Below are 24,904 nucleotides of genomic sequence, written 5' to 3' on the forward strand. Positions count from 1 at the left end.
ATAAGCGTTTTTTTGCAGGTATAAAGCACTGTCTTTTCAAAAACGCTCTCCATCTTGCAGGAAACTCCTTTAGCATCCCGAAATATTCTCCAACCATACATTTAGGGGAGGTTTATTTTTGATGAAAAAGCTTTTGACTGTCATGACGATGGCTGTTTTAACTGCCGGCACACTGCTCTTGCCGGCACAGAGTGTCACCCCTGCCGCGCACGCTTTACAAATATCAAATAGCGAGCGCGAGCTTCCATTCAAAGCAAAGCATGCGTACTCTACCATTTCTCAGCTAAGTGAAGCAATCGGCCCCAGAATAGCCGGAACTGCAGCTGAAAAAAAGAGTGCCCTATTGATCGCCTCATCCTTGAGAAAATTAAAGCTTGATGTGAAGGTTCAACGATTCAACATTCCTGACCGGCTTGAGGGTACACTGTCTTCAGCAGGACGCGATATTCTTCTCCAAGCGGCGTCGGGCTCAGCTCCGACTGAGGAACAAGAGCTGACGGCCCCGCTTTACAATGCGGGATTGGGCTATCAAAAGGACTTTACCGCTGACGCCAAGGGCAAAATCGCCTTGATTTCCAGAGGAGACCTGACTTATTACGAGAAAGCCAAAAATGCCGAAGCCGCCGGAGCGAAAGCTGTCATCATTTATAACAACAAAGAAAGCCTCGTGCCTATGACGCCAAACCTGTCGGGAAATAAAGTCGGCATTCCGGTCGTCGGCATTAAGAAAGAAGACGGCGAAGCACTTACCCAGCAAAAAGAAGCCACCTTAAAACTAAAAGCATTCACAAACCAAACCTCTCAGAACATCATCGGAATTAAAAAACCAAAGAACATCAAACATCCAGACATTGTGTACGTGACGGCCCATTACGACAGTGTTCCTTTTTCACCCGGAGCAAATGACAACGGCTCAGGAACCTCTGTTATGCTGGAGATGGCGCGTGTCTTAAAAAGCGTTCCATCTGATAAAGAAATCCGCTTTATCGCTTTCGGCGCCGAAGAGCTCGGCCTGCTCGGCTCCTCTCACTATGTAGATCATCTATCGGAAAAAGAGCTGAAACGAAGCGAAGTGAACTTCAACTTAGATATGGTAGGCACAAGCTGGGAAAAAGCGTCTGAGTTGTATGTCAACACATTGGACGGCCAATCTAACTATGTTTGGGAATCCAGCCATACGGCTGCTGAAAAAATTGGGTTTGACAGCCTGTCTCTGACACAGGGAGGATCATCTGATCATGTGCCATTCCACGAAGCCGGCATTGATTCCGCCAACTTTATTTGGGGAGACCCGGAAACAGAAGAAGTTGAGCCGTGGTATCATACCCCTGAAGACTCGATTGAACATATCAGCAAAGAACGCCTCCAGCAAGCAGGCGATCTTGTGACAGCCGCTGTCTATGAGGCTGTGAAAAAAGAGAAGAAACCGAAAACCATTAAGAAACAAATGAAGGCCAAAGCAACTGACATTTTTGAAGATATCAAATAAAAAAAGACGGCACTTGGGTGCCGTCTTTTTTAATCCACTTCTTTCTTAATCCCCAGCATTTTCTCATCTAGGTAATGGGCAATCTCCGCGGCTTCCTTCAGCTCATCTGTTAATTGCTTAGGAACGTCATTGTTCAATTTATAGTAAATTTTATGTTCAAGGCTCGCCCAGAAATCCATCGCGATTGTCCGGATTTGAATTTCTGCTTTGACGTATTCCACACGGTTCGTTAAATTCACAGGCATCTCAATGATTAAATGCAGGCTTCGATAGCCATTCGGTTTGGGTGTCTGGATATAATCTTTTACCTTTACGATTCTCAAATCTTCATGCTGCTTCAACACATTCACGACATTATAAATGTCAGAAATAAAGGAACAGATGATGCGCACGCCGGCAATGTCGTGAATATGCTCCTTCATTTCCTTCGTCGTAATCTCACAGCCCTTTCTCATTAACTTATTCACGATGCTTTCAAAGCTTTTTACACGGGATTTTGTATGTTCAATCGGGTTGTGTCCGTGAATGAGGTTATATTCCTGGCTGATAATTGAGAACTTTGTATCGAGCGCATCTAGCGCAAATTTATAAACTAATAACTCATTTTTCCAATCTTCCATTACTGTTTTTAAATCGTCCATATGTGTTACAGATAAATCCATGTTCGTCATCTCCTTTAACGGAACTTTATCCGCTGTCCATGTACTAGACGTCCCTGTCTGCTGCAAGGTTCTATGAATTTTTTTACAAAATGCGGTCGATTGTAACAAAAAAAGACCGCATGAAACGAGCGGTCTTTTTTATTATCGGAAATAGCTGATCAATAATCCGATCGAGAGCAGGAATCCGAAAAATGTATTTGTTTGGGCTGTTGATTTCATTGCGACAATCATATTCATCGGCATTTCGTTCTGGACGAAGCCCTTCACTGCCTGAACCGGCTTAGGCACGCTCAAAAAGACGACAAACAGCCATGGGCTTGCGGCACCGGTAATAACCAAGCCGACAACCCAGATATAAGCGACGGCAAACGACGCAGCTAACAGAGTAACAGCTCCCTTATGCCCCATCAAAATCGCCAATGTTTTGCGTCCGCCTTTTTTGTCCTCTTCAATATCACGAATGTTGTTCGACAGGTTAATCGCGCCGACAAGAATCGCAATCGGGATGGAAATCAAAATGCTCTGCATATTGATCTTATCTGTCTGAATGAAAAACGAAATCAGCACAAACACCGAACCCATGCAAATGCCTGAGAATAATTCACCGAACGGCGTGTACGCAATCGGGAGCGGCCCGCCTGTATACAGGTAGCCGATCGCCATGCCGACAAGGCCGATCAGCGCAAGCCACCAGCTGCTGCTCGCACAAATATAGACACCGAGCAAAATGGCAATCCCGTATGAGGCCAGAGCTAATTGCAAAATCGTTTTAGGCTTCATTCCGTGGCGTACAATTGCCCCTCCGATTCCGACTGATTCTGCTGTATCTAATCCGCGTTTAAAATCATAGTATTCATTAAATAAGTTCGTCGCGATCTGGATCCATAGGCAAGAAAACAGCATAGCCAAAAACAGCAGCAGATCAACCTTCACATAAAACATCGCCAAAACGGTTCCGAGCAGCACAGGCACAAACGATGCGGTTAACGTATGAGGACGGGTTAACTGCCAAAGGATCTGCCCCATGCTTTCTTTTTGCGGCGCTGTCTGACCCTCACCCTTATTTGTTTGGTTCATCTTCCTCTTCCTTTCTATTAAAAGGCTTACTTTTTTTCAGCCGGCAGCTTAATAAAAAACTCCTTTTGCTTCCTTATCTATCATAATGACTTCTCCCTTATTTCACAAGATACCGCAAGAAGGCGTTTTCTTTCTTATTATACGCTTCTCGCCCTGATTTCATTAGGTTTCTGCTTTCACTTGAACGAACAGGTACAGAAAAATTTTTTTAAGTACATTACACTTTTTAAAAGTTAAAAAGATCTTTTGACTCCAGCTATCTTTTCCTTTATTATGAATCAGCTCGAAACATTCCATTCTTGCCCTTGCAGGTATAAAGATTCATTTTCAAAAACATACGCCGATATATTAATTTGAGGGAGATTAGGGAAAAAATGAAACTTTTTGAGCATCTGATCGTCAAATAATCATGTGATTGTCGAAAAAACGGGAAGGGAATTTTTGATATGCTGCAATTAATGAAACAGCTGTATGAAAAACCCGCTGTCAAGTGGACATGTCATACAGGCTTTTATTTGATGATACTGCTTGTTTTGTTTTTTATGTATGGTTTTCACACCGCGAATACCGGTTCATATATTTATAACGATTTCTAATTGGAGAGAGAATAACTATGAAACTTTTACATGCTATTCAAACACATGCGGAAACTTATCCGCAAACCGATGCCTTCCGCTCTCAAGGCCAGTCGCTCACGTATCAGGAATTATGGGAGCAGTCTGACCGCGCGGCTGCCGCGATCCAAAAACGCATTTCTGGGGAAAAGAAATCTCCTATCCTTGTGTACGGCCACATGGAGCCGCACATGATCGTTTCCTTCTTGGGAAGTGTCAAAGCGGGACATCCTTATATTCCGGTTGACCTTTCTATTCCGTCCGAACGGATTGCGAAAATTATCGAAAGCTCTGGAGCAGAATTGCTGATCCATGCAGCAGGACTCTCAATTGATGCAGTCGGCCAGCAGATTCAGACAGTTTCTGCGGAAGAACTGCTGGAAAACGAAGGCGGCTCTGTCAGCCAAGATCAATGGGTCAAAGAACACGAAACGTTTTATATCATTTACACTTCCGGAAGCACAGGAAATCCGAAAGGCGTGCAGATTTCCGCTGCGAATCTTCAAAGCTTCACAGACTGGATTTGTGCAGACTTTCCAGTCAGCGGAGGAAAAATATTTTTAAACCAAGCGCCGTTCTCATTTGATTTGTCTGTCATGGACCTATATCCGTGCCTTCAATCAGGCGGGACTTTACATTGCGTGACAAAGGATGCTGTGAACAAGCCGAAAGTCTTATTTGAAGAGCTGAAGAAGTCCGGACTGAATGTGTGGACATCAACACCTTCCTTTGTGCAAATGTGCCTGATGGATCCGGGTTTTTCACAGGATCTGCTGCCTCATGCGGACACATTTATGTTTTGCGGAGAGGTTCTTCCGGTTTCTGTGGCAAAAGCGCTGCTTGAGCGTTTTCCGAAAGCAAAGATTTTTAATACGTACGGCCCGACTGAAGCGACAGTGGCTGTCACATCGGTTGAAATTACGGCTGACGTCATCAGCCGCAGCGAATCGCTTCCAGTGGGCTTCGCCAAACCAGATATGAACATTTTCATTATGGATGAAGAGGGACAACCGCTTCCTGATGGAGAAAAAGGAGAAATCGTCATTGCAGGGCCGAGTGTAAGCCGAGGCTACCTTGGTGAGCCAGAGCTGACGGAAAAAGCGTTTTTCTCTCATGAAGGCCAGTGGGCATACCGAACTGGCGATGCCGGCTTTATTCAAGACGGTCAGATTTTCTGCCAAGGACGTTTGGATTTTCAGATTAAACTTCACGGCTATCGAATGGAGCTGGAGGAAATCGAGTTCCATGTCAGACAGTCACAGTACGTTCGCTCTGCTGTCGTGATTCCTTATCAGCCAAACGGAACAGTTGAGTACTTGATCGCTGCTATTGTGCCTGAGGAGCATGAGTTCGAGAAGGAATTCCAGCTGACAAGCGCTATTAAAAAAGAGCTTGCCGCTTCCCTTCCGGCATATATGATCCCGAGAAAATTTATCTATCAGGATCACATTCAAATGACGGCTAACGGCAAAATTGACCGAAAACGCATTGGCGAAGAGGTTCTTGTATGACGCCTTACAGCTCGTTTTTATTCTTTATACTGCTTGGCATTCTTCTTCTGCCGACGATCATTCTCGGCTTAAACGGAAAAAGATTTCAAGCATACAACATGTTCATATCTATCATTATATTGGCTTTAATTTTTTCGCACGACTTACACGGGGTCATCGCGCTGTGCCTGTTTACAATATGGCAGGTGCTCCTGATCAGCGGCTATCTGGCATACCGGCAGAAAGCGAACAGCGGCTTTGTCTTTTGCGGGGCTGTTATCGCGTCGATTCTGCCTTTATTTCTGTCAAAAATATGGCCGTTTCTGTCGCACCCGCAGCCGCATCATGCGCCGCATAACCTGATCAGCTTTTTAGGGATTTCATATTTAACCTTTAAAGGCGTTCAGCTGATTATGGAAGCAAGAGACGGACTGCTGAAAGAACAGCTGCCATTGCACCGCCTGCTGTATTTCATCCTGTTTTTCCCGACGATTTCCTCCGGCCCGATCGACAGATACCGCCGGTTCGTCAAGGATGAACAGAAGGCTTGGACGAAAGAAGAATACGCCGACCTGCTGTATACGGGAATCCATAAAATCTTTATCGGTTTCCTGTATAAATTTATTATCGGCTACGCGATCAATACGTACTTCATCATGAATCTTCCCGCAATCACGCACAATAAGATTCTTGGGAACCTGCTGTACATGTACGGCTACAGCATGTATTTATTCTTTGATTTCGCCGGCTACACGATGTTTGCCGTCGGGGTCAGCTACATTATGGGCATTAAATCACCAGAAAACTTTAATAAACCGTTTATCAGTAAAAATATTAAAGATTTCTGGAATCGCTGGCATATGTCTCTGTCATTTTGGTTCAGAGATTATGTGTTTATGAGATTCGTATTTTGGATGACTAAGAAAAAGTGGATCAAAAACCGTATGGCCGTCTCAAACATCGGATATTTCCTGCTGTTTATGCTGATGGGGGTTTGGCACGGGCTCGCGCCGCAATATATCATTTACGGCCTCTATCACGCCGTTCTGATGACGTGTTACAACTTTTTCGAGAAGTGGAATAAGAAATATAAATGGCTGCCGTCCAACCGCTGGACAACCATTCTCGCGATTGTGATCACATTCCATTTCGTTTGCTTCGGGTTTTATATTTTCTCAGGAAAACCATTTCATCACCACCATTAAAGGAGATTAGAAAGCTATGGATTTTAAACAAGAGGTATTAGACGTTTTAGCAGAGGTTTGCCAGGATGACATCGTAAAGGAAAATCCTGATATTGAAATTTTTGAAGAAGGTTTGCTTGATTCTTTTGGAACAGTAGAATTGCTGCTTGCGATTGAAAACCGTTTTGATATTTTAGTGCCGATCACTGAATTTGACCGGGACGTTTGGAATACACCTAACAACATTGTAAATCAGCTGTCTGAGTTGAAATAATGAAAAAGCGTTTTTTCGGTCCAATTATTTTGGCGTTTATTCTATTCGCAGGCGCCATCGCAATTCCATCTTCATGGCTGACAGGCTTCATCACCGATAAGCGTGTGAAAGAGTCAGCAACAGCCTTGAATCCGAGTATGTTTCAAGGGCTATATTTACAAGATCAGATGCTCAAAGATCCGACATATCTTCCGATTTACGGGTCTTCTGAGCTTTCTCGGCTGGACGAGTTCCACCCATCTAATTATTTTCAGGTAAACAATGAGGGATTCACGCCATACCTTGTCGGCAAAGGCGGATCCCAGTCATTGATTCATTCTTTAAACTTCGCTGCCCATATGGATCAGCTGAAGGGCAAAAAAATCGTATTCATCGTGTCTCCGCAATGGTTTATTAAGCGCGGGTCTGATGAACAGCATTTCGCGCCGAACTATTCTGCGCTGCAAGGGCTTGATTTGGCATTTAACGATCAGATCGATCCTGAAATTAAAAAGAAAATGATGAAACGCATGCTGCGCTTTAAGGCTGTGCAAAACGATGCCATTCTTTCTGAGCTGTACAAAGCAATGGTAAACGGCCAGACGTGGAAAGTGAACGCGCTGAAGCCGGCGGCCAAAGTGTATTACAGCATGCTGGAAAAGAAAGATCTGTATTATTCAACGACAGAATCATCCGGGCCAAAGCGCTATATCTCGCAGTCAGTAAAGGATAAGTCATGGTCTGAATTGAATAAACTAGCGGATCAATCAGGCAAACGCCACTCCGGTTCTAACGATTTTCACATCGACAACCCTGTCTATAAAAAGCTGAAGCCGAAAGTGCCTAAGCTGAAAGGGAAAAACAAAGGAAGATCGTATGCGGTGTCACCGGAATATGGCGACTTTGAAATGATGCTCGATATCCTGAAGGATGCGGGCGCAGAGCCTATGTTTGTCACCATTCCTGTTAACGGGAAATGGTACGATTACACGGGCTTCCCGAAAAAAGGACGCACTGACTATTACAAAAAGGTAAATAAACAAATCAGAGCGAAGGGCTTCCAGGTTGCTGATTTCTCAGGGCATGAATATGACCCGTATTTCATGAAAGACACCATTCACATCGGCTGGAAAGGCTGGGTGTATGTCGATAAAGCAATTGACGAATTTTATAAAACCGGAAAAGTCACTTCATCCTGAGCATCTCATAGGACGCGGCTGCATATTTCCTGCTAAGATTTGAAATAGTAAAGAAATCACAGCCAACTTAATTAAGAGGTGTTACATCCAATGAAGATGACAAATAATACGGTTTTAATCACAGGGGGTTCTGCTGGCATCGGGCTTGAACTGGCCAAGCGCCTGCTGGAACTCGGCAATGAAGTTATCATTTGCGGACGCAGCGAAGCACGTCTTGCAGAAGCGAAGCAGCAGCTCCCAAACATCCATACAAAGCAATGTGATGTTGCAGACCGTTCGCAGCGGGAAGCATTGTATGAATGGGCTTTAAAGGAATATCCGAACTTGAATGTTCTCGTCAACAACGCCGGCATTCAAAAGGAAATTGACTTGAAAAAAGGGACAGAGGAGCTTTTTGTGGACGGTGATGAAATTGAACTTAATTTCCAAGCGCCTGTCCATTTATCCGCCCTTTTCACACCTCATTTGATGAAGCAGCCCGAGGCGGCAATCGTTCAGGTCACATCCGGGCTTGCGTTTAACCCGTTAGCTGTTTATCCGGTGTACTGCGCAACAAAAGCGGCACTTCACTCGTTCTCGCTTACGCTCAGACACCAGCTCCGCGACACGAGCGTGGAAGTGATTGAAATGGCACCGCCTATGGTGGACACGGGCTTAAACCAAAAATCACGCGATAAACAAGGCCTGACGTACCGGGGCATTTCATCTGAAGAATATGTTCAATATTTCTTGGACGGCTTGAAGGAAGGCAAACAGGAGATTACAAATGAACGTGTTGAAGGTCTTCGGGATGCCACTCGCGCCGATTATGACAGGTTATTCGAGCAAATGAACACGCAGGAGAATTAATTTCTCCTGCTTTTTTCATATGAATTTCTTACAAATTTGAGCAAACCTATTGCGATTATTTGTTGAAGGTATACAATAGAATATAAATTATTTTCAAATAAGTTTGATAATATAAACAATTTAACAGCAGGGAGATTGACCATGACTAAACAAACAATTCGCGTTGAATTGACATCAACAAAAAAACCGAAACCAGACCCAAATCAGCTTTCGTTCGGAAGAGTGTTTACAGACCACATGTTTGTAATGGACTATGCCGCAGATAAAGGTTGGTACGATCCAAGAATCATTCCTTATCAGCCCTTATCAATGGATCCGGCCGCAATGGTCTATCACTACGGCCAAACCGTGTTTGAAGGGTTAAAGGCTTACGTGTCAGAGGATGACCATGTTCTGCTTTTCAGACCGGAAAAAAATATGGAACGCCTGAATCAATCAAACGACCGCCTCTGCATCCCGCAAATTGATGAAGAACAGGTTCTTGAAGGCTTAAAGCAGCTTGTCGCAATTGATAAAGACTGGATTCCAAATGCGGAGGGCACGTCCCTATACATCCGTCCGTTCATCATCGCAACCGAGCCTTTCCTTGGTGTTGCGGCATCTCATACGTATAAGCTCTTGATCATTCTTTCTCCGGTCGGCTCTTATTACAAAGAAGGCATTAAGCCGGTCAAAATCGCTGTTGAAAGTGAATTTGTCCGTGCGGTAAAAGGCGGAACAGGAAATGCCAAAACCGCAGGAAACTATGCTTCAAGCTTAAAAGCGCAGCAGGTCGCCGAAGAGAAAGGATTTTCCCAAGTGCTTTGGCTGGACGGCATTGAGAAGAAATACATCGAAGAAGTTGGAAGCATGAACATCTTCTTCAAAATCAACGGTGAAATCGTAACGCCGATGCTGAACGGGAGCATCCTGGAAGGTATTACGCGCAATTCAGTCATCGCCTTGCTTAAGCATTGGGGCCTTCAAGTTTCAGAACGGAAAATTGCGATCGATGAGGTCATCCAAGCCCATAAAGACGGCATGCTGGAAGAAGCCTTCGGAACTGGTACAGCAGCTGTTATTTCCCCAGTCGGCGAGCTGATCTGGCAGGATGAAACACTTTCGATCAACAACGGTGAAACAGGAGAAATCGCAAAAAAACTATATGACACGATTACAGGCATTCAAAAAGGCGCTGTCGCAGACGAATTCGGATGGACGACCGAAGTCGCAGCGCTGACTGAAAGCAAGTAAGAAAAAAGCCGGCCCAGTACAGGCCGGCTTTTTTTACGCTTCAATTTTGTTGAAAAACTGCGGCAGATACGCTTTGTGCGCCTCCAGCATTTCGTCTAAAATCTGTTTGGCCACAGTATCGGACGGGACAAGCGGGTTAATCGTCATGGCAAGGAGTGCAGTTTGGTAGTCACCTGTAACTGCCGCTTCTGCCGCGACACGTTCAAAGGATTTGATTTGCTGGACGAGGCCGCGGACAGACACCGGCAAGTCGCCGACAGCAATTGGCTTAGGGCCGGTTTTCGTCATCACACAGTTCACTTCAACTGCGGAATCGTCTGGAATGCTCGCTATTGCACCATTATTGATTGTGTTCACCGGCTGAATGTCATGTTTATCATTATAAATGGAGCTGATTAAGTTACATGCTGCATCACTGTAGTAAGCTCCGCCCCGTTTTTCCAGCTGCGGCGGTTTAATCGCAAGGTTTGGATCTTTATAAAGTTCGAACAGCTCTTTTTCGACCTTCTGCACGACTTCAGCGCGGGTGCCCTCCGTTTGTGATGCTTCCAGTTCGTGCTCCAGCATCTCTTTTGTTTTGAAATAGTAACGGTGATAGCCGCAAGGGATTACATTGAGCGCTTTTAAGAAATCTGGTTCCCATTCGGCGCCTGATATATTTTTCATCGTCATCGCGTTTTTCGGGTCACCCATCGCCTCGATGACTTGCTCTTTCACACTTACGCCGTCCAAGAAAACATCCAGCCCGAATACCATATGGTTCAGTCCGGCGAATTGGACTTCTACGCGGTCCACATCTACATCAAGCGCTTTGGCTACGCCCATTTTAATGCCGATTGGAACATTACAGAGACCGACGACTTTCTTCAGGTTGGAGTAGCGAAGCAAGGCTTCTGTTACCATGCCGGCAGGGTTTGTGAAGTTAACAAGCCAAGCGTTCGGGCAAAGCTCTTCTATGTCCTTTGCGATCTCAAGGATGACCGGAATTGTGCGCAATCCTTTAAACAGACCTCCCGGGCCGTTTGTTTCCTGGCCTATTACACCGTATTTTAGCGGAATGCGCTCATCCTTTGCTCTTGCCTGCAAAAGTCCGACACGGAATTGGGTCGTAACAAAGTCTGCGTCTTTCAGCGCTTTTCTCCGGTCGAGCGTAAGATGAATGTCAATCGGGACGCCAGCTTTTTCAACCATCCGTTTGGCGAGTGTGCCGACAATATTCAGCTTTTCTTCACCCTCGGGGATATCGACAAGCCATAATTCACGGACAGGCAGCTCATCATACCGTTTAATGAACCCCTCCACTAGCTCGGGCGTATAGCTTGAACCTCCGCCAATCGTTACAATCTTCAATCCTTTTGTCATATGCTTGCTCCCCTTTGCTCGGTGATTTTTTCATATAACTCAATGATCTCTGCAGCCATATCCTTCACTGTCATTGCATTCATTAAATGATCCTGTGCATGAACCATCAGAAGCGTCATTTCCGTCTTTTCTCCGCCCGCTTCATTTTGGATCAGCTCTGTCTGATAATGATGGGCTTTTGACAATTCTTCAGCAGCGTCTTGAAGCTTTTTCCGCGCTTCTTCTGCGTCACCGCTTTTCGCAGCGGCAATGGCCTCCATTGCGGAGCTCCTACCGTTTCCTCCGTGAAGGATGATTTGAAAAATGATTTGTTCCATTTCCTCATTCACGCGATTCACTTCCTTTCTCTACAGAGCCGCTTCTTTGTCATCTGATGCTGCAGGCGTTTGAACCAGCTCCAGATCGTTTTCTTCTTTCAGCTTCTGCTTATCCCACATTCTGAAGAACGGGTAGTAGACAACAAAGGATACGACAATATTAATGGCTTGCATGACCGCGCCTGAGACTTTTCCTCCTGTCGCCAAGTAGCCTGAAAAGATCGGCGGCATGGTCCACGGCACTGCGATACCCGCCGGTTTTGCGACAAGGCCGGTGCTCATTCCGATGTACGTAAGTGTCACTGTGACAAGCGGTGTGATGATAAACGGAAGTAAGAGCATTGGGTTCATGACGATCGGCATTCCGAATATAATCGGTTCGTTAATATTGAAGATGGCCGGGCCGACCGCAAGCTTCCCGAGCTGCTTCATTTGTTTGCTTCGGGCGCGCAGAAACATCGTGACAACCAGTGCCAATGTGGCGCCGCTTCCGCCGATATTGACCCAGATATCGAAAAATTGCTGGGTGAAAATCTTAGGAAGCTCCTCACCGGCTTGGAATGCGATCCGGTTGGCATCCATTGCGCCGTACCAAATTGGTGCCATGACGCCTCCGACAATGTTTGCACCGTGAAGGCCGCAGGCCCATAAAAGCATTTTGACGGCTTCGGCGACAAGGCTTCCTCCAAGGCTTCCTCCCAGAATGGAAAGCGGAGTCCCTAATAAAACGCTTACAATATTATGAAGGCTTTCAAACGGTGTCGCTTCAACAATCAGCCGGGCTGCCCAAATTAGGAAGATGACGGCAAAGCCGGGGATTAACGCGACAAATGACTTGCTTACCGCCGGCGGGACACCGTCCGGCATTTTGAAGACTAAATTGCGCTGGATAATAAGGCGGTAAATCTCTGTGGACACCATTGCGATAATCATGGCGACAAATAAGCCTTTGCTTCCCATGAGCGAAAGCGGAATCCCGCCGCCAACCATGATTTCTTTCGTCGCGCCATCCGGCATAAACGGCACTTGATAAGGTGTTGCTAATAAAAATGCCGCAAGGGAAATGGCTCCGGCCGACAAGGCATCAACACCGTATTTCTCGGCGAGCCGGTAGGCGATGCCGAACGCGGCGACAAGACCCATAATTTCAAAGGTCGCGTCGACTGGGTAGGCCAGTTTTTCAGACCAGGAGCTGCCAAACGTTTTTGCCATAAACTCAGCGTATCCCGGGATCGGGAGGTTGCCAATGATGAGGAAAAAGGAACCGATGATAATCAGGGGCATCGTGAGGATGATACCATCACGCAGCGCCTGCAAATGACGCTGTCCCGCAATTCTTCCCGCTATAGGCATGACCTTTTCTTCTAAGATCTGATTGACTTTATTCACATAGCCCGCCCCTCTCTATGACACATGTCCAAGCTGTTCAGCTGATTTCAGCACTTCCGCCCCGTTGCACGTGCCATAATGGACGGTATTAATGACGTCTACAGGAACCCCCTTTGACTCTCCTAATTTTTTGAGCTGCGGAAGCATGTAACGGACTTGCGGACCGAGAAGCAATACATCCGCTTTATCGATATGATTTTGTACAGAATCGCCTGAAACTGCCCAAATGGTATAGTCTTTTCCCTGTTCCTGCGCACTTTTTTCCATCTTGCTCACCAGTAAGCTAGTAGACATGCCTGCTGCACAAACGAGTAATATATTCATGTAAAAGACCCCCTAGAGTTTGATCAATTTTGTAATGTCCTGCTGTTGCTATCATCATATTATGAAATCGCTTTCATAAACACTCAGGGTTTTTCCGCAGGCAACGGAAAAAAGGTATATACAGGCTGTCAGCTCAGCATTTTTTGGTCAAACACATCCGAAAGCTCTTGATATGAACGACATTTGATCAGCTGGTTCACCGCCGCCGGGTCATCCAAAATGCTGCCAAGCAGTTTATACATGCTTTGCAAATCCGCTTTGTTCTCCTTTTCGACACAAAGCAGACAGACAAATTGAACTCGCTGACTCTCCCAATCGATCGGTTTTTTGAGCGTACAAACGGCCCAAAACGTTGTTTTCGTCTGCGGAACAAGCGGGTGCGGGATGGCAACAAGATTGCCAAAACACGTTGGCGACATGTCTTCTCTTTCAAAAATGGAATCTATGATTTCTTCATCGGCAAAGCCGCATTCGACCGCTTTCTGCCCTAAAAATTGAATCACTTCTTCTTTTGAGCGCAGATCCTCCTGAAAAAAAACGAGTTCTTTTTTTAGGTAGCGATTGGCTTTTTCCTTTTCATCACTCAGAATAGATTCTATTTTTGTAAAGTCAGTTCCGCCTAAGATGGTGTTAACCTTCAGTACTGGTACAGGGAGCTCTTTTTTAATCGGAATGGTGCTGATGACAAAATCAATTGATTCGTAGGACATTTGATCAAGACTATAATACTCAGCCGTTCCAAGAATATCGAGCCGCTTGCCGAAATGGGAACGGAGTTTTTCGCGCAGAAGCTGGGCACTCCCGGCACCCGATGCGCATACAATGATACAGCGTTTCGGCGGGCTTTCTGTTTTTTTTCGTTCAATCGCGGCGCCAAAGTGGAGAGCCAAATATCCAATTTCGTTTTCATGAATCTCAATACCCGTTTGTTCCTTTATCACGATTCCGGCAATGATCCCGGCTTCAAAAGCGAGTGGATAATGTTCCTTGATCGCTGCCAGCATCGGATTTCGAAGATTCATGCCGTATCGATTGCGGCTGATCGCCGGCTTCATATGCAGGGCCAAGCCGATTTTCAGCTCTTTGTCATGCAGGATGCCAAGCTTCAGTTCACGATCAACAGCTTTGATCATGGCAAGTGTCAGCTGATCGGTTTCCTCCTCTATTGAAAATGTGTCCTCTCCGCATTGTGATTGTGTCATTCGTTTTGTGCCAAGGAGATGCATGGTGATGTAGGCCGTCTCGTCTTTCGGAAACGTAACGGCAAGCGCTGATTCCAGCTCTTTTACGATGGCTTCTGCAGCCTGGTACTCCTTTTGATGCAGGATATGATCCATATCTTTCGGGAAAAGAGATACATAGTTTTCCGTTCTGATCCGTTTACAGGCGATAGCGATATGGATAATGAGGTTATTCAGTCCCATGTTGGACAGAGGGATGCGGTCGTTTTTCATTTTTTTCAAGATGGCGGAACGGATGATCTCAATTTCTTCTTTTGGCAAAATATCAGCCTTTTCATTTAAAACATCTATCTCCGTTTCTCTTTCATCGACAATGTACTCCGCCATGCAGTACCTCATCTGCACCTCGTCCCCGCGCAGCTTGAAGCCGTAATTCGGACGTGTTTCCATGACGATGCGGTAAGGCAGCAGACGTTTCTTTACTTCCTTTAAATCCGTTTGGAGTGTAGATTTTGAGATAAATAGTTCTTCAGCAAGTTCATCGAGCTTGAGATAATGGTCCGCCAGCAGCAGACGTTTCATAAGATAGGCCATTCTCTCCTCCGGCAATACCGGCAGGCCCTTTTTTTGCTGAAATTCATCTTGCAGCAGTGTTCTGAATACTTGCTCGTCATCAATGCGGAGCTTGTAGCCGGAGCCTCTTACAGATTGTACAAAGGCACCGTGACCGCTTAGCACACCTTGCAGTTCCTTTATATCATTGCGGACTGTCCGCGTCGTTACGTTTAATTGCGCGGCAAAAAACGAACTTGTCACCGGGGCTTCAGCCGCCATCAGCAAGCGCAGAATATCACGAAGTCGCCCATGAAGCATGAGAAAAACCTCCTATCTAGTAGATGCAGGGATTCAGTGAATAGGCAGAAAGGATGATGAAGGGATGCGAAATGTATATAAATTCTATAATGGAGAGAATGGCAAGTCAATGAGCATCCGGAGGACTAGAGGGAAAACTGACCTATAAAAAAACAGCCGGGGTCAGCCGGCTGTTCTAGATGCGGACATATTCTTTTGTTTAGACGCCTTGCGGTCCTTCATGATTTTTCGAACAATCGGGTAAATGACCGGCGCCCATTTGATAACGGTTTTGATCATCTTTTTCAAAGCTCCGATTCTCCCTTCTTTTTTCTCAACCATTCCCCTGATTGCCTCTTCCTTAAACATGCTAACGCGACACATACCTGTTTCCCGTCACCCAGAAACGCCATGGATAATCGCGAGCCTCCCCGCTGTTGTCAATGCCGATGCGCGGGCCGGTTGAAATTGCTTCCGGTGTGTACCCGCTTTCGATGTAAAGCGGCTGTTCCGTGATCCAGCGTCCGTAGTCATTCATCGTGACGCCAAGCGCTTTCGTCAGCTTTCCTGGTCCGTTTGTCCATTCCCTCGGACTCCTGCCCGGCCTTCTCTCCTCCATTAACAGCTGGCCTTCATGCGGCTCAATCGCTCTGATTAATACCGCTTGCGGGACATCCTCTTCCGCGGCAACGACATTCAGCAATGTATGGGTGTGCATCACGTATGTATATACCCGCCCAGCTTCTGCAAACATGATCTCAGTCCGCTTCGTCCGGCGGTTGTTAAAGCTGTGTGCCGCTCTGTCTCCAGCACCCATATAGGCCTCTGTTTCCACAATATAGCCTGACGCTGTGCCTTCGTCTGTTTCTTTTACAAGAAGGCAGCCCAGAAGCGATGGGGCAAGCTCAAGAGCGGTTTTTTGATAAAACGTGATGGGCAGCGGATTTTTTTCTCTCGTCACGAATCGACCTCTCCTTTTACCGATTTTTGTACATTGTACCATTCCCGAAGCAGATCAAAAAAAACGGCTGTTTTAAAATCTTTCCATTCAGGGAATATTGTTACCGTTCAAAAAAGGAGGGCCAACCATTGAAAGATGATCATCAAAACAAGCAGCACCAATCAAATGCCCAAGGGAGCGAGGAAGCGCTTTCCCACAAGACATCCGGGAAAAACGAGTCAGAGGATACCTTAACGAATAGGCAGGGGCATCCTGTTACTGACAACCAGAATGTGAGAACCGTCGGGAATAGAGGGCCTACAACACTTGAGAACTATGATTTTCTCGAAAAGATCAGCCACTTCGACCGGGAACGCATCCCAGAGCGGGTTGTTCATGCCAGGGGAGCAGGTGCACACGGGTATTTTGAAGCATACGGAAGCTTCGGAGACGAACCGATTTCAACATACACACGGGCCAAGCTCTTTCAGGAAAAAGGCAAGAAAACACCGGCATTTGTCCGTTTTTCAACTGTGAATCATGGAAAACACTCGCCTGAAACATTGAGAGACCCGCGCGGTTTTGCTGTAAAGCTATATACAGAAGACGGAAACTGGGATTTGGTCGGGAACAACCTGAAAATCTTTTTTATCCGCGACCCGCTGAAATTTCCGGATCTTGTACATGCATTTCAGCCTGATCCAGTGACCAACATCCAGGATGGTGAACGTATTTTCGATTTCATTTCTCAATCTCCAGAAGCGACACACATGATCACCTTCTTGTTTTCGCCTTGGGGCATTCCGGCCAACTACCGGCAAATGCAGGGTTCAGGCGTACATGCCTATAAATGGGTGAATGAGGAGGGCAAGGCCGTTCTCGTGAAATACCATTTTGAACCGAAGCAGGGCATCCGCAACCTGACACAGAAGGAAGCAGAAGAGATTCAAGGGAAAAACTTTAACCATGCCACACAGGATCTATATGACGCGATTGAAAATGGCGATTATCCAGAGTGGGAAGTATATGCTCAAATCATGAGCGATGATGAGCATCCTGAACTGGACTTTGATCCTCTTGATCCAACAAAACTGTGGTATAAAGACGATTTCCCATGGAAACCGATCGGTAAATTGGTTCTGAACAAAAATCCGGAAAACTACCATGCGGAAGTGGAGCAAGCTTCATTTGGAACGGGAGTGCTTGTCGACGGGCTTGATTTTTCAGACGACAAATTGCTCCAGGGGCGTACGTTTGCCTACTCTGATACGCAGCGCTACCGTGTAGGCGCAAATTACCTGCAGCTTCCGATCAACTCGCCGAAAAAGCATGTCGCCACCAACCAGGAAGGCGGGCAAATGCAATATCGGGTCGATAGAGCAGAAGGACAAAACCCGCACGTCAACTACGAGCCATCCATTATGGGCGGGCTGAAGGAAGCGAAGCAAGACGGAAAAGACCATACGCCGCATGTCGAAGGTGATGTAAAGCGTGAAGCGATTGACAGAACAAACAACTTCGGACAGGCTGGAGAAACGTACCGGAGATTTACTGAATTTGAGCGGAACGAATTGATTACGAATTTGGTGAATACGCTTTCTACGTGCCGAAAAGAAATTCAGGATCAAATGATTGAGAATTTCACAAAAGCTGATCCTGACTACGGAAAACGCGTAGCAGAAGGGCTAAAAAAGGTTTCCGAAAACAACAGCAACGGGCCGATCGGCACAACTGAAACGGAACAGGCTGCAAAGCAGGCTGAACAGGAGAGTCATCCGTCTGATCCGTATTAACAACAGCGAACAGGGCTTTTTTAGAAGCCCTGTTTTTTTATTTTTCTATTGAAACGCTTTCAATAATTGTGTTGTACTTGGAAGGAAAGGGGTGGAGAGATACGATGGAATTACAGCAGGACTTGATTCCTCAGAAAAAAACAATCGGCGCTTTAGATCACGCCGTTTTTTTATGCATGGTATTTTGTTTCTGGTTTTCAGGCTATATTTACGTTCCTGTATTCAGTCTGTATTTGGAGGATCTGCACTTTTCATATGGCGCAATCGGCATCATTCTCGGCAGCTACGGGGTCACGCAAATCCTTCTGCGATTCCCGCTCGGCCTTGTGTCAGACATCCTGTTTTCCTTGCGCAAGCAATTGTTAATTGCCGGGTTCGGCTTTTCCGTCCTCAGCAGCCTGCTTTTTCTGATGTTTGATTCTTTCTTCTTCGTGCTGGCCGCCCGGCTTTTCGCGGGAATCACTGCTTCTATGTGGGTGATGGCGACCATTTTATACGCACATTATTTCAACAATGGCAATGCATCAAAAGCAATGGGCATCATGCAGTTTTTTACCGTCATGCCTCAGTTTGCCAGCATTGTGTTCTGCGGGCTTGCGGCAGCCCATTTAGGCAGGCAGGTCCCTTTTTGGATGGCGCTGGCAGCCTCGGTCGCAGGTCTGGTGATCTGCTGCTTTATTAAGGATCCGTCTGCTCCTCCCGCAAACCGTGACACCATTCGTGTCAATCAGTACATCAAAGATACATTGCGGCTGCCAAAGCTGAAGCTTTTCACCATCCTGTCTATGACGGCCCATGCCGTATTATTTATCACAGTGTTTGGTTTTACGCCGCTTTACATGAATCAGCTCGGAATGGGCGACGCGGAGCTGCTTTGGGTGATGAGCGCCTTTTTCCTCCCACACGCAGCCGCCACATTAAGCTTTGTGTTTCTGCGATTTACAAGCCGTATCGCTTACTCCGTGATGCTCATTAGTTTCGCAGTCACCGGGGTCTGTCTGCTATACGTTCCTTTTTCAGCTGCATTGTTCACGGTTTGCATCACACACGCCTGTATCGGACTGGCGCTCGGCTTCGTTTTTCCTCTGCTGCTAAGCCATGTCATCGAAATCAGTTCTGCCCGATTAAAAATGTCAGTGATGGGGTTTTATCAATCATTTTATGCGCTAGGCATCTTCCTCGGGCCCCTTCTTGCCGGAAAAATCGCACAGCTTATCGGGCTTGCGGGAGTTTTTTATGGAGCCGGGTCTCTGGCATTTGCCGCCTTTTTTGTGATGCTCGCGCAAAAACGTAACATGATCAATTAATAGCTTTCATACCGCCGGAAGCGCCACACAGAAAACACGGCCAGAAGCATGATGCACAGAATGGAGAAAGTGAGTGACCATCCGAAAAAATCTGCCCGCTCTCCATGAAGAAGGATATGCTCCGCCTGCTTGCAAATCTCAGCCGGAAGCCACTTCGCACCATCTGGAAATAGTGAAACAGCAAAGGAAACGGCTGCTGTGAGCCCGATCCCGCAAGCCGCAGCTGCTCCGACAGACCGGAATATCGTACTTCCGGCAAGGCCGGCGGTCACAATAAATATCACCCAAAGCGCGTAAAGGCCAAGGCTTGCAGCAAAGCGGCTGAATGATGCGTCCTCAAACAGTAGCCGAACGTAATAATAAGCAAGCCCGTATCCAGCTGCAAACGACATAATGCCGATCACGCTTTGGATGAGCCATTTACTCACGATATAATGGGCTGCCGTCACAGGCCGCGACATAATCAGCGCTGTTACCCCTTGATTTCTTTCATTGGCTACACTGCCCATCACGCTAAAGATGACCAGAGCCATGCCAAGCGTGTTGAATTGAGAAAGCGTGCTGACCATCACTTCAGACCCGGAGGGCGTCGTAAAACTAATTTTCATGCCGTCAGGAAGGTTCCCTCCATGTGCGATGATTTCCGGCATATAATAAATGGTCAGCGGCTGTGTCAGCCCGACGATCATCATCGCAATCGGCAGCCAAATCAGCTTGCCGCTTTTCCATCCTTCCAGCCACTCCTTCTGCAATAGCGCCATCATCACCTTCATGCGTGCACCACCTTTAGATAGACGTCTTCTAGAGACTCCGTTTTCTGTTCAAATCGGGTGACGGTCAATCCCTTTCGGATACAGTCACTTAATAATGACCGGCCAGCGTGTATATCAGGCAGCTCGAAAACAGCTTGGGACGGATTCTTATAGACAATAGCTGAGACGTAAGGCTTCTCTTCAAGCCAGCCTTCCAGCTTCTCTTTCACTGAAAGGGTAAAAACGTTCGTTTGCTGCTGTTGTTTCAGCTCCTGTAACTCGCCTTTCCATGAAATTTCACCGTTTTTCATAATCACCACTTGATCACACACCTGCTCTGCATCGTGCAAAACATGTGTAGAAAACAGAACGGCCATATGCTTTTTCAGCTCCCGCATCATGTCCAGCACCTCGAACCGCCCTGTCGGATCAAGAGAAGACACCGGTTCATCCAATATCAAAAACTTCGGTTTATGGAGCAGTGCCTGTGCCAGACCGAGTCTTTGTTTCATGCCTCCTGAATAGCCCCCGATCCTTTTGTGCGCCGCTTCGTGCAAACCGACAAATTCCAGCATCTCACCGATTTCCTCTTGGCATTTTCTCTTCGAAAGGCCGGACAGTCTCCCCGCAAATGTCAAAAATTCATTTGCGGTCATCCACGAATAAAAAGCAGGATACTGAGGGAGGTACCCAATCAAACGCCGATCCAGCTTTTTTTCTCCTAACAGCTTAATGTTTCCGGAGGTTGGCGAAAGCAGTCCGGCAAGCATTTGCAGAGTCGTGGTTTTACCGGCTCCATTAGGTCCTAATAGTGCGACACACTCATTTTCATTCACGTGAAAACTGACATTCTTTACAGCTTCATGATGCCTGTACGATTTGCATAATGATTCAATAGACAGCATATCGGCTTACCTTTGCTTTCTGCCGACGGTAAAAAACAAAATCGGCCCGATAATATTGATACATACAATGATCGCAGCCCACATCCACTTTGGCCCGTTTGTCCGCTCTTCTTTTATACAGCTGATAAGGGCAAACACCGCCAAAGCCAGCTGTAATACAACCAGCGGCAAAATCATTTCCCAAGAAATATTCATTGCTTGATCCCCCTTTTCTTCTGATCCGGCCTAATGACAAAAAAGTAATAACAAATCAGAGGCATCGGTGCTGTAATCAGTCCGACAATCCCCCAAATCCATGCCATGCGATTTCGTTTTTTCGCATCAATAAATAAAAAGATTCCCTGCGCCAATACGATGAGATAAGCCGCAACCGTTATGACAATTTCTGTTTTTGTCATCTGCGTTTCACCTCGCATTCGCCGAGATGCCTTTTTTTCTCAGCCGCAATCAAAATCGGCAGCACCGCAAGCACACAAACCTGAAGCACAATAAACACAGCAGGAGCTTGAGTGAAAGCAAAGATTGCAGCACTCACAACCATCAGCGCACAAAATACAAATAAAATGATCTCTTGAAGAAGTTTTTTTCTGTATTCAGCTTTCATTTGTGACAGCTGGTGAAGCAGTTCTTTTTGAGTCGGTATAGAGGGATTGGCTGTTTGATCAATTTTTTTCCATTCTGACTTTAAATGATCAGGAAGCTTTTCTTTATTCATCGTCCCACTCCTTTCTGATTTGCTGGAGCCCTTTATGAACTCTGGACTTTACAGTGCCTTCTTTGATTTGAAGCATCACCCCGATTTCGGCGTAGGTATAGCCGTAGTAATGCCTTAATAAAACTGGTGTGCGCAGTTTAGGGTCCAGCTTTGAAAACAGATCGAGCGTTTCGCTCCACTCTGCCCCTTTCGCCGACACGTCCCACTTGATCTTGCGGATTGTTTCCTCCGTAACTGTCTGATTCCGTTTCCATTCTCTCTTTCTCTTTTTCTGGTGATCGAGATAGAGCCGCGATGCAATGGAGATCAGCCACGTGGAGAATTTTGAACGGCCCTGAAAGCTTCTTAAATGGATGTACCCTTTCAGAAAGGTTTCCTGAACAAGTTCCTCGCTGAGATCGGGGTGAAGGGAAAGCTTTAACAAGTATTTATATAAGAAAGAATAGTGATAGTGGAAAAGGGCTGTAAACGCCTCGTCGTTTCCCTCTTTCGCCTGCTGTATCAGCCGCTGTTCTTCTTGTGTATCCAATGACCATGATCCCCCCTTTTTTGTTTTTCTGCCTTATGAGACGACACCGGATTCAAAAGCGTTCATCTTTTTTACAATTCTTTTCAGCCATTGACAGATCAAGCTTCCCGGCCGTTTGGCTGCATATCCTTATTTGTAAACCCCCTCATAGTCTGTTAAGCTATGACTTTATGTCGATTTCAAAAAAACATCCAATATGGAGGACGATGCATTGAAAGTAGAAAGGCGAACGATTGAATATATTCCGAATGAAGAGAGACATGGTAAAGCGAAAGATTTATTTCCCGTATGGTTCGGGGCTAATATGCATATCACCACGTTAGTGACCGGCACGATTCCCGTTGCAATGGGACTTAATCTGTTTTGGAGTGTTGCCGCTATTATTTGCGGAACCTTAATCGGTGCCATATTTATGGCGTCTCATTCCGCGCAAGGCCCTCAGCTAGGCATCCCGCAAATGATTCAAAGCCGTGCCCAATTCGGCGTAATCGGAGCGATTCTTCCCCTCTTCTTAGTCATGTTTATCTACCTTGGTTTCTTCGCAAGCAGCACGATTCTGGCGGCCGGAACCTTAAGCAGCTTTGTTCCCATCCCGGGAACATGGAGCATTATAGGCTTAAGCGCCGTATGTTTTTTACTCACCATTTTCGGCCATGATTTGATTCACAAAATGCAAAAAATCCTTTCTTGGACCTCTTTTGCTGTATTTTTTGCTGCAACGATTCTCATTTTTCAATTGCCGATTCCGGCAGGCAGCTGGATTCCCGGAGCGATTGATCTGCCAATTTTCTTGGTGGCAGTCAGCGCAGTTGCGACGTGGCAGCTTGCCTACGCGCCGTATGTTGCCGATTATTCAAGATATCTGCCAGTTAAAACACCGGCTTCAAAAACATTTTGGTACAGCTATGCAGGTACATCTGTCAGCTCCATCTGGATGATGCTGCTCGGCGCATTGCTGACAACCTCACTTCCTGACTTTACGGCAAACTCAGGCAGCCAGATTGTCCAATTGTTCGGTCCCTTCTCGTTTATTATGCTGATCATTGTGCTATTTGGGCAAATGGCAATCAATGTTTTTAACCTGTATGGGGCTTTCATGTCCACGACAACAACGCTGGAGCCGTTTCTGAAATTAAAAGTCACGCCCAAAGTCAGAATCATCATGATCCTGGGTGTCACGCTTGTCGGCACAGTCTTAAGCCTACTGGGACAGAGCAATTTTATGGAACTGTTTTTGAATTTTATCTTTTTCATCAGTTATTTCTTAATTCCGTGGACGGCAATCAATTTAGTCGATTACTACTTCGTCCGCCACGGAAAGTATCAAGTCAAAGCCATGTTCGACGTAAACGGGCCTTATGGAAAGGTCAATTGGATCACCACAATTGCGTTCGTTCTGTCTATCTTGCTGGAAATCCCGTTTATCAACACAAGCTTTTACATCGGACCGCTTGCCAAAATGTTTGGCGGCGGAGACATCGCATGGATTATCGGCTTGGCCGTGCCTTCTGTGCTTTACTATGCATTAATGAAACCGCGTCTGAAAAAACGGGCGGGGTATCAAGAAAAGCTGTCTTCTCTCTGAAGACAGCTTTTTTATCATTCAAATCGTTTCCACACGAGGGGCAGGATGTCAGATAGCTCATGAGCGAGCAACGTATGAGCGGAGTGCTCGTCCGTCCAGAGCTCGGCGCACGCACCATGCAAATAGACCGCGTTTAATATGGCGTGCTTTGGATCTTCATGGCAGCAGAGCATCCCCAATATCATGCCCGTCAGTGTGTCACCGGTTCCGCCCTTGGCGAGCGCCCCGTTTCCGGTTGGATTGAGCCAGCAGTCTCCATCAGGAAACGCGATGACGGTTTGGTTTCCTTTTAACACAATGACAGTCTGCAGCTGAGCCGCCCATTCCTTTGCATATTCCGCTCTTTTTTTCTGCAATTCGTTCACGGGCATCCCTGTCATTCGGGAAAACTCGCCCGGGTGCGGCGTGAGGATGACGGGGGCCTCCCGTTTCGGATATGTGCGCTTCGCCAGCGCTCCGGCATCCAAAATAACAGGACAATCAGCCGTAAGCACATGATCGACTGCCTGCTGTACGCTTTCCGTTTGCGGAAGGCCCGATCCGATGGCAATGGCTCGGTACGTCTCTTCAAGCTGAGCATCCGCCGCCTTTTTCCAGCCGTCACGCCAATAGGTCGCCTCGGGCAAAACAGGAACAATTAGCGGGATTACGCTTTCTGATGTACCGATGACAAGCTTGCCGAGACCGCTCCGCATGGCCCCAAGCCCTGCAAGCAGCGCTGCCCCCGGCATGTCGTCACTTCCAGCCAGCAGCAAAGCCGTACCGTACGTGCCTTTATGGCTCTCCGCATCTCTTTCAGGAAGCGTGGCCCTTACATGCTCTTCCGTCCAATATGGAACATTCATCTCTATCCCTCCTCTGCTTTCTTTTCCTATTTTTCCTGTCCCTTTTCTTTTTCAAACA

At 46.5% G+C, this 24,904-nt stretch carries 28 protein-coding genes; 11 read left to right on the top strand and 17 right to left on the bottom strand.

Features of this window, described 5'->3' with window-relative positions:
• The first annotated feature begins 121 nt into the window (after nucleotides 1-121).
• Nucleotides 122-1,489 carry an aminopeptidase YwaD gene (gene ywaD / locus MHH82_RS35475; protein WP_072175346.1) on the top strand — a complete coding sequence of 456 codons (1,368 nt, stop codon included), beginning with the start codon at nucleotides 122-124 and terminating at the stop codon, nucleotides 1,487-1,489.
• A 29-nt stretch (nucleotides 1,490-1,518) separates the two neighbouring features.
• Here ywaD and ywaC read toward each other — a convergent pair whose 3' ends face one another.
• The 3 genes from ywaC to MHH82_RS35490 all read right to left on the bottom strand — a co-directional run bounded on the left by ywaC (nucleotide 1,519) and on the right by MHH82_RS35490 (nucleotide 3,525).
• The gene (gene ywaC, locus MHH82_RS35480) at nucleotides 1,519-2,151 is read right to left on the bottom strand and encodes a GTP pyrophosphokinase YwaC (RefSeq protein ID WP_003244564.1); all 633 of its coding nucleotides are present in this window, start codon (nucleotides 2,149-2,151) and stop codon (nucleotides 1,519-1,521) included.
• Nucleotides 2,152-2,292: 141 nt separating this feature from the next.
• Nucleotides 2,293-3,228: a 1,4-dihydroxy-2-naphthoate polyprenyltransferase gene (locus MHH82_RS35485; protein WP_009968370.1), complete on the bottom strand. Its 936-nt coding sequence runs from the start codon at nucleotides 3,226-3,228 to the stop codon at nucleotides 2,293-2,295.
• 162 nt (nucleotides 3,229-3,390) lie between these two features.
• Entirely contained in the window at nucleotides 3,391-3,525 is a 135-nt protein-coding gene (locus MHH82_RS35490) for a hypothetical protein (protein WP_021480955.1), read from the bottom strand.
• Between the two features lie 149 nt (nucleotides 3,526-3,674).
• Between MHH82_RS35490 and MHH82_RS35495 the strand changes: the two genes are divergently transcribed.
• The 7 genes from MHH82_RS35495 (at nucleotide 3,675) to MHH82_RS35525 (ending at nucleotide 10,050) form a co-directional block, all read left to right on the top strand.
• Entirely contained in the window at nucleotides 3,675-3,824 is a 150-nt protein-coding gene (locus tag MHH82_RS35495) for a teichoic acid D-Ala incorporation-associated protein DltX (RefSeq protein WP_003227330.1), read from the top strand.
• A 17-nt stretch (nucleotides 3,825-3,841) separates the two neighbouring features.
• The gene (dltA, locus tag MHH82_RS35500; protein WP_072175345.1) at nucleotides 3,842-5,353 is read left to right on the top strand and encodes a D-alanine--poly(phosphoribitol) ligase subunit DltA; all 1,512 of its coding nucleotides are present in this window, start codon (nucleotides 3,842-3,844) and stop codon (nucleotides 5,351-5,353) included.
• Complete coding sequence (gene dltB, locus MHH82_RS35505) at nucleotides 5,350-6,537, top strand: D-alanyl-lipoteichoic acid biosynthesis protein DltB (RefSeq protein ID WP_049140909.1); 1,188 nt, start codon at nucleotides 5,350-5,352, stop codon at nucleotides 6,535-6,537. The genes dltA and dltB overlap by 4 nt, the downstream gene beginning before the upstream one ends.
• Before the next feature lie 16 nt (nucleotides 6,538-6,553).
• Nucleotides 6,554-6,790 carry a D-alanine--poly(phosphoribitol) ligase subunit DltC gene (gene dltC / locus MHH82_RS35510; RefSeq protein ID WP_003227325.1) on the top strand — a complete coding sequence of 79 codons (237 nt, stop codon included), beginning with the start codon at nucleotides 6,554-6,556 and terminating at the stop codon, nucleotides 6,788-6,790.
• Complete coding sequence (gene dltD / locus MHH82_RS35515; protein WP_003227323.1) at nucleotides 6,790-7,968, top strand: D-alanyl-lipoteichoic acid biosynthesis protein DltD; 1,179 nt, start codon at nucleotides 6,790-6,792, stop codon at nucleotides 7,966-7,968. Before dltC ends, dltD begins: the two co-directional genes overlap by 1 nt.
• Before the next feature lie 90 nt (nucleotides 7,969-8,058).
• Nucleotides 8,059-8,817, top strand: a complete 759-nt coding sequence (locus MHH82_RS35520; protein ID WP_049140908.1) for an SDR family oxidoreductase — start codon at nucleotides 8,059-8,061, stop codon at nucleotides 8,815-8,817.
• 141 nt (nucleotides 8,818-8,958) lie between these two features.
• On the top strand, nucleotides 8,959-10,050 hold the full coding sequence (locus tag MHH82_RS35525; RefSeq protein WP_072175344.1) for a branched-chain amino acid aminotransferase: 1,092 nt from the start codon (nucleotides 8,959-8,961) through the stop codon (nucleotides 10,048-10,050).
• Between the two features lie 33 nt (nucleotides 10,051-10,083).
• Here the strand turns inward: MHH82_RS35525 and licH are convergent, their stop codons facing one another.
• The 7 genes from licH to MHH82_RS35560 all read right to left on the bottom strand — a co-directional run bounded on the left by licH (nucleotide 10,084) and on the right by MHH82_RS35560 (nucleotide 16,436).
• Nucleotides 10,084-11,412, bottom strand: coding sequence for a 6-phospho-beta-glucosidase LicH (gene licH, locus MHH82_RS35530; protein ID WP_003244285.1), 1,329 nt, complete (start codon nucleotides 11,410-11,412; stop codon nucleotides 10,084-10,086).
• Nucleotides 11,409-11,741, bottom strand: coding sequence for a PTS lichenan transporter subunit IIA (gene licA / locus MHH82_RS35535; RefSeq protein WP_003227313.1), 333 nt, complete (start codon nucleotides 11,739-11,741; stop codon nucleotides 11,409-11,411). Before licA ends, licH begins: the two co-directional genes overlap by 4 nt.
• An 18-nt stretch (nucleotides 11,742-11,759) precedes the next feature.
• Complete coding sequence (licC, locus tag MHH82_RS35540) at nucleotides 11,760-13,118, bottom strand: PTS lichenan transporter subunit IIC (RefSeq protein ID WP_003227311.1); 1,359 nt, start codon at nucleotides 13,116-13,118, stop codon at nucleotides 11,760-11,762.
• Nucleotides 13,119-13,133: 15 nt separating this feature from the next.
• The gene (gene licB, locus MHH82_RS35545) at nucleotides 13,134-13,442 is read right to left on the bottom strand and encodes a PTS lichenan transporter subunit IIB (protein ID WP_003218755.1); all 309 of its coding nucleotides are present in this window, start codon (nucleotides 13,440-13,442) and stop codon (nucleotides 13,134-13,136) included.
• Nucleotides 13,443-13,570: 128 nt separating this feature from the next.
• Nucleotides 13,571-15,496 (bottom strand): transcriptional regulator LicR, encoded by a 1,926-nt coding sequence (gene licR / locus MHH82_RS35550; protein WP_041850364.1) that lies wholly within the window; start codon nucleotides 15,494-15,496, stop codon nucleotides 13,571-13,573.
• A gap of 162 nt (nucleotides 15,497-15,658) precedes the next feature.
• Entirely contained in the window at nucleotides 15,659-15,817 is a 159-nt protein-coding gene (locus MHH82_RS35555) for a hypothetical protein (RefSeq protein WP_009968374.1), read from the bottom strand.
• A 28-nt stretch (nucleotides 15,818-15,845) separates the two neighbouring features.
• Nucleotides 15,846-16,436, bottom strand: coding sequence for a DNA-3-methyladenine glycosylase (locus MHH82_RS35560; RefSeq protein ID WP_003227303.1), 591 nt, complete (start codon nucleotides 16,434-16,436; stop codon nucleotides 15,846-15,848).
• A gap of 128 nt (nucleotides 16,437-16,564) precedes the next feature.
• On the opposite strand from MHH82_RS35560, the gene katX reads away from it, so the two are divergent.
• Both katX and MHH82_RS35570 read left to right on the top strand, forming a co-directional pair.
• Complete coding sequence (katX, locus tag MHH82_RS35565) at nucleotides 16,565-18,208, top strand: catalase KatX (protein WP_015385023.1); 1,644 nt, start codon at nucleotides 16,565-16,567, stop codon at nucleotides 18,206-18,208.
• A gap of 104 nt (nucleotides 18,209-18,312) precedes the next feature.
• The gene (locus tag MHH82_RS35570; protein WP_041850363.1) at nucleotides 18,313-19,515 is read left to right on the top strand and encodes an MFS transporter; all 1,203 of its coding nucleotides are present in this window, start codon (nucleotides 18,313-18,315) and stop codon (nucleotides 19,513-19,515) included.
• On the opposite strand, the gene MHH82_RS35575 is transcribed toward MHH82_RS35570, so the two are convergent.
• Genes MHH82_RS35575 through sigY form a run of 6 tightly spaced genes read right to left on the bottom strand, consistent with a single transcriptional unit; the run spans nucleotide 19,512 to nucleotide 22,416 of the window.
• Nucleotides 19,512-20,288: an ABC transporter permease gene (locus MHH82_RS35575; RefSeq protein WP_021480961.1), complete on the bottom strand. Its 777-nt coding sequence runs from the start codon at nucleotides 20,286-20,288 to the stop codon at nucleotides 19,512-19,514. The two genes, MHH82_RS35570 and MHH82_RS35575, sit on opposite strands and share 4 nt — an antisense overlap.
• Nucleotides 20,285-21,172: an ABC transporter ATP-binding protein gene (locus MHH82_RS35580; RefSeq protein WP_038829104.1), complete on the bottom strand. Its 888-nt coding sequence runs from the start codon at nucleotides 21,170-21,172 to the stop codon at nucleotides 20,285-20,287. The genes MHH82_RS35575 and MHH82_RS35580 overlap by 4 nt, the downstream gene beginning before the upstream one ends.
• Nucleotides 21,173-21,178: 6 nt before the next feature.
• The gene (yxlE, locus tag MHH82_RS35585; RefSeq protein ID WP_014481310.1) at nucleotides 21,179-21,367 is read right to left on the bottom strand and encodes a sigma Y negative regulator YxlE; all 189 of its coding nucleotides are present in this window, start codon (nucleotides 21,365-21,367) and stop codon (nucleotides 21,179-21,181) included.
• Nucleotides 21,364-21,570 carry a sigma Y negative regulator YxlD gene (gene yxlD / locus MHH82_RS35590; protein WP_072175343.1) on the bottom strand — a complete coding sequence of 69 codons (207 nt, stop codon included), beginning with the start codon at nucleotides 21,568-21,570 and terminating at the stop codon, nucleotides 21,364-21,366. Before yxlD ends, yxlE begins: the two co-directional genes overlap by 4 nt.
• Nucleotides 21,567-21,887 (bottom strand): YxlC family protein, encoded by a 321-nt coding sequence (locus MHH82_RS35595; protein WP_021480964.1) that lies wholly within the window; start codon nucleotides 21,885-21,887, stop codon nucleotides 21,567-21,569. The genes yxlD and MHH82_RS35595 overlap by 4 nt, the downstream gene beginning before the upstream one ends.
• Nucleotides 21,880-22,416: an RNA polymerase sigma factor SigY gene (sigY, locus tag MHH82_RS35600; protein WP_003243678.1), complete on the bottom strand. Its 537-nt coding sequence runs from the start codon at nucleotides 22,414-22,416 to the stop codon at nucleotides 21,880-21,882. The genes MHH82_RS35595 and sigY overlap by 8 nt, the downstream gene beginning before the upstream one ends.
• Before the next feature lie 211 nt (nucleotides 22,417-22,627).
• Here sigY and MHH82_RS35605 point away from each other — a divergent pair, with 211 nt between their 5' ends.
• On the top strand, nucleotides 22,628-24,001 hold the full coding sequence (locus tag MHH82_RS35605) for a cytosine permease (RefSeq protein ID WP_032725108.1): 1,374 nt from the start codon (nucleotides 22,628-22,630) through the stop codon (nucleotides 23,999-24,001).
• A 14-nt stretch (nucleotides 24,002-24,015) separates the two neighbouring features.
• Here the strand turns inward: MHH82_RS35605 and MHH82_RS35610 are convergent, their stop codons facing one another.
• Nucleotides 24,016-24,846 (bottom strand): NAD(P)H-hydrate dehydratase, encoded by an 831-nt coding sequence (locus MHH82_RS35610; protein ID WP_072175342.1) that lies wholly within the window; start codon nucleotides 24,844-24,846, stop codon nucleotides 24,016-24,018.
• Nucleotides 24,847-24,904 lie beyond the last annotated feature (58 nt).

This window comes from Bacillus sp. FSL K6-6540 (assembly GCF_038007545.1).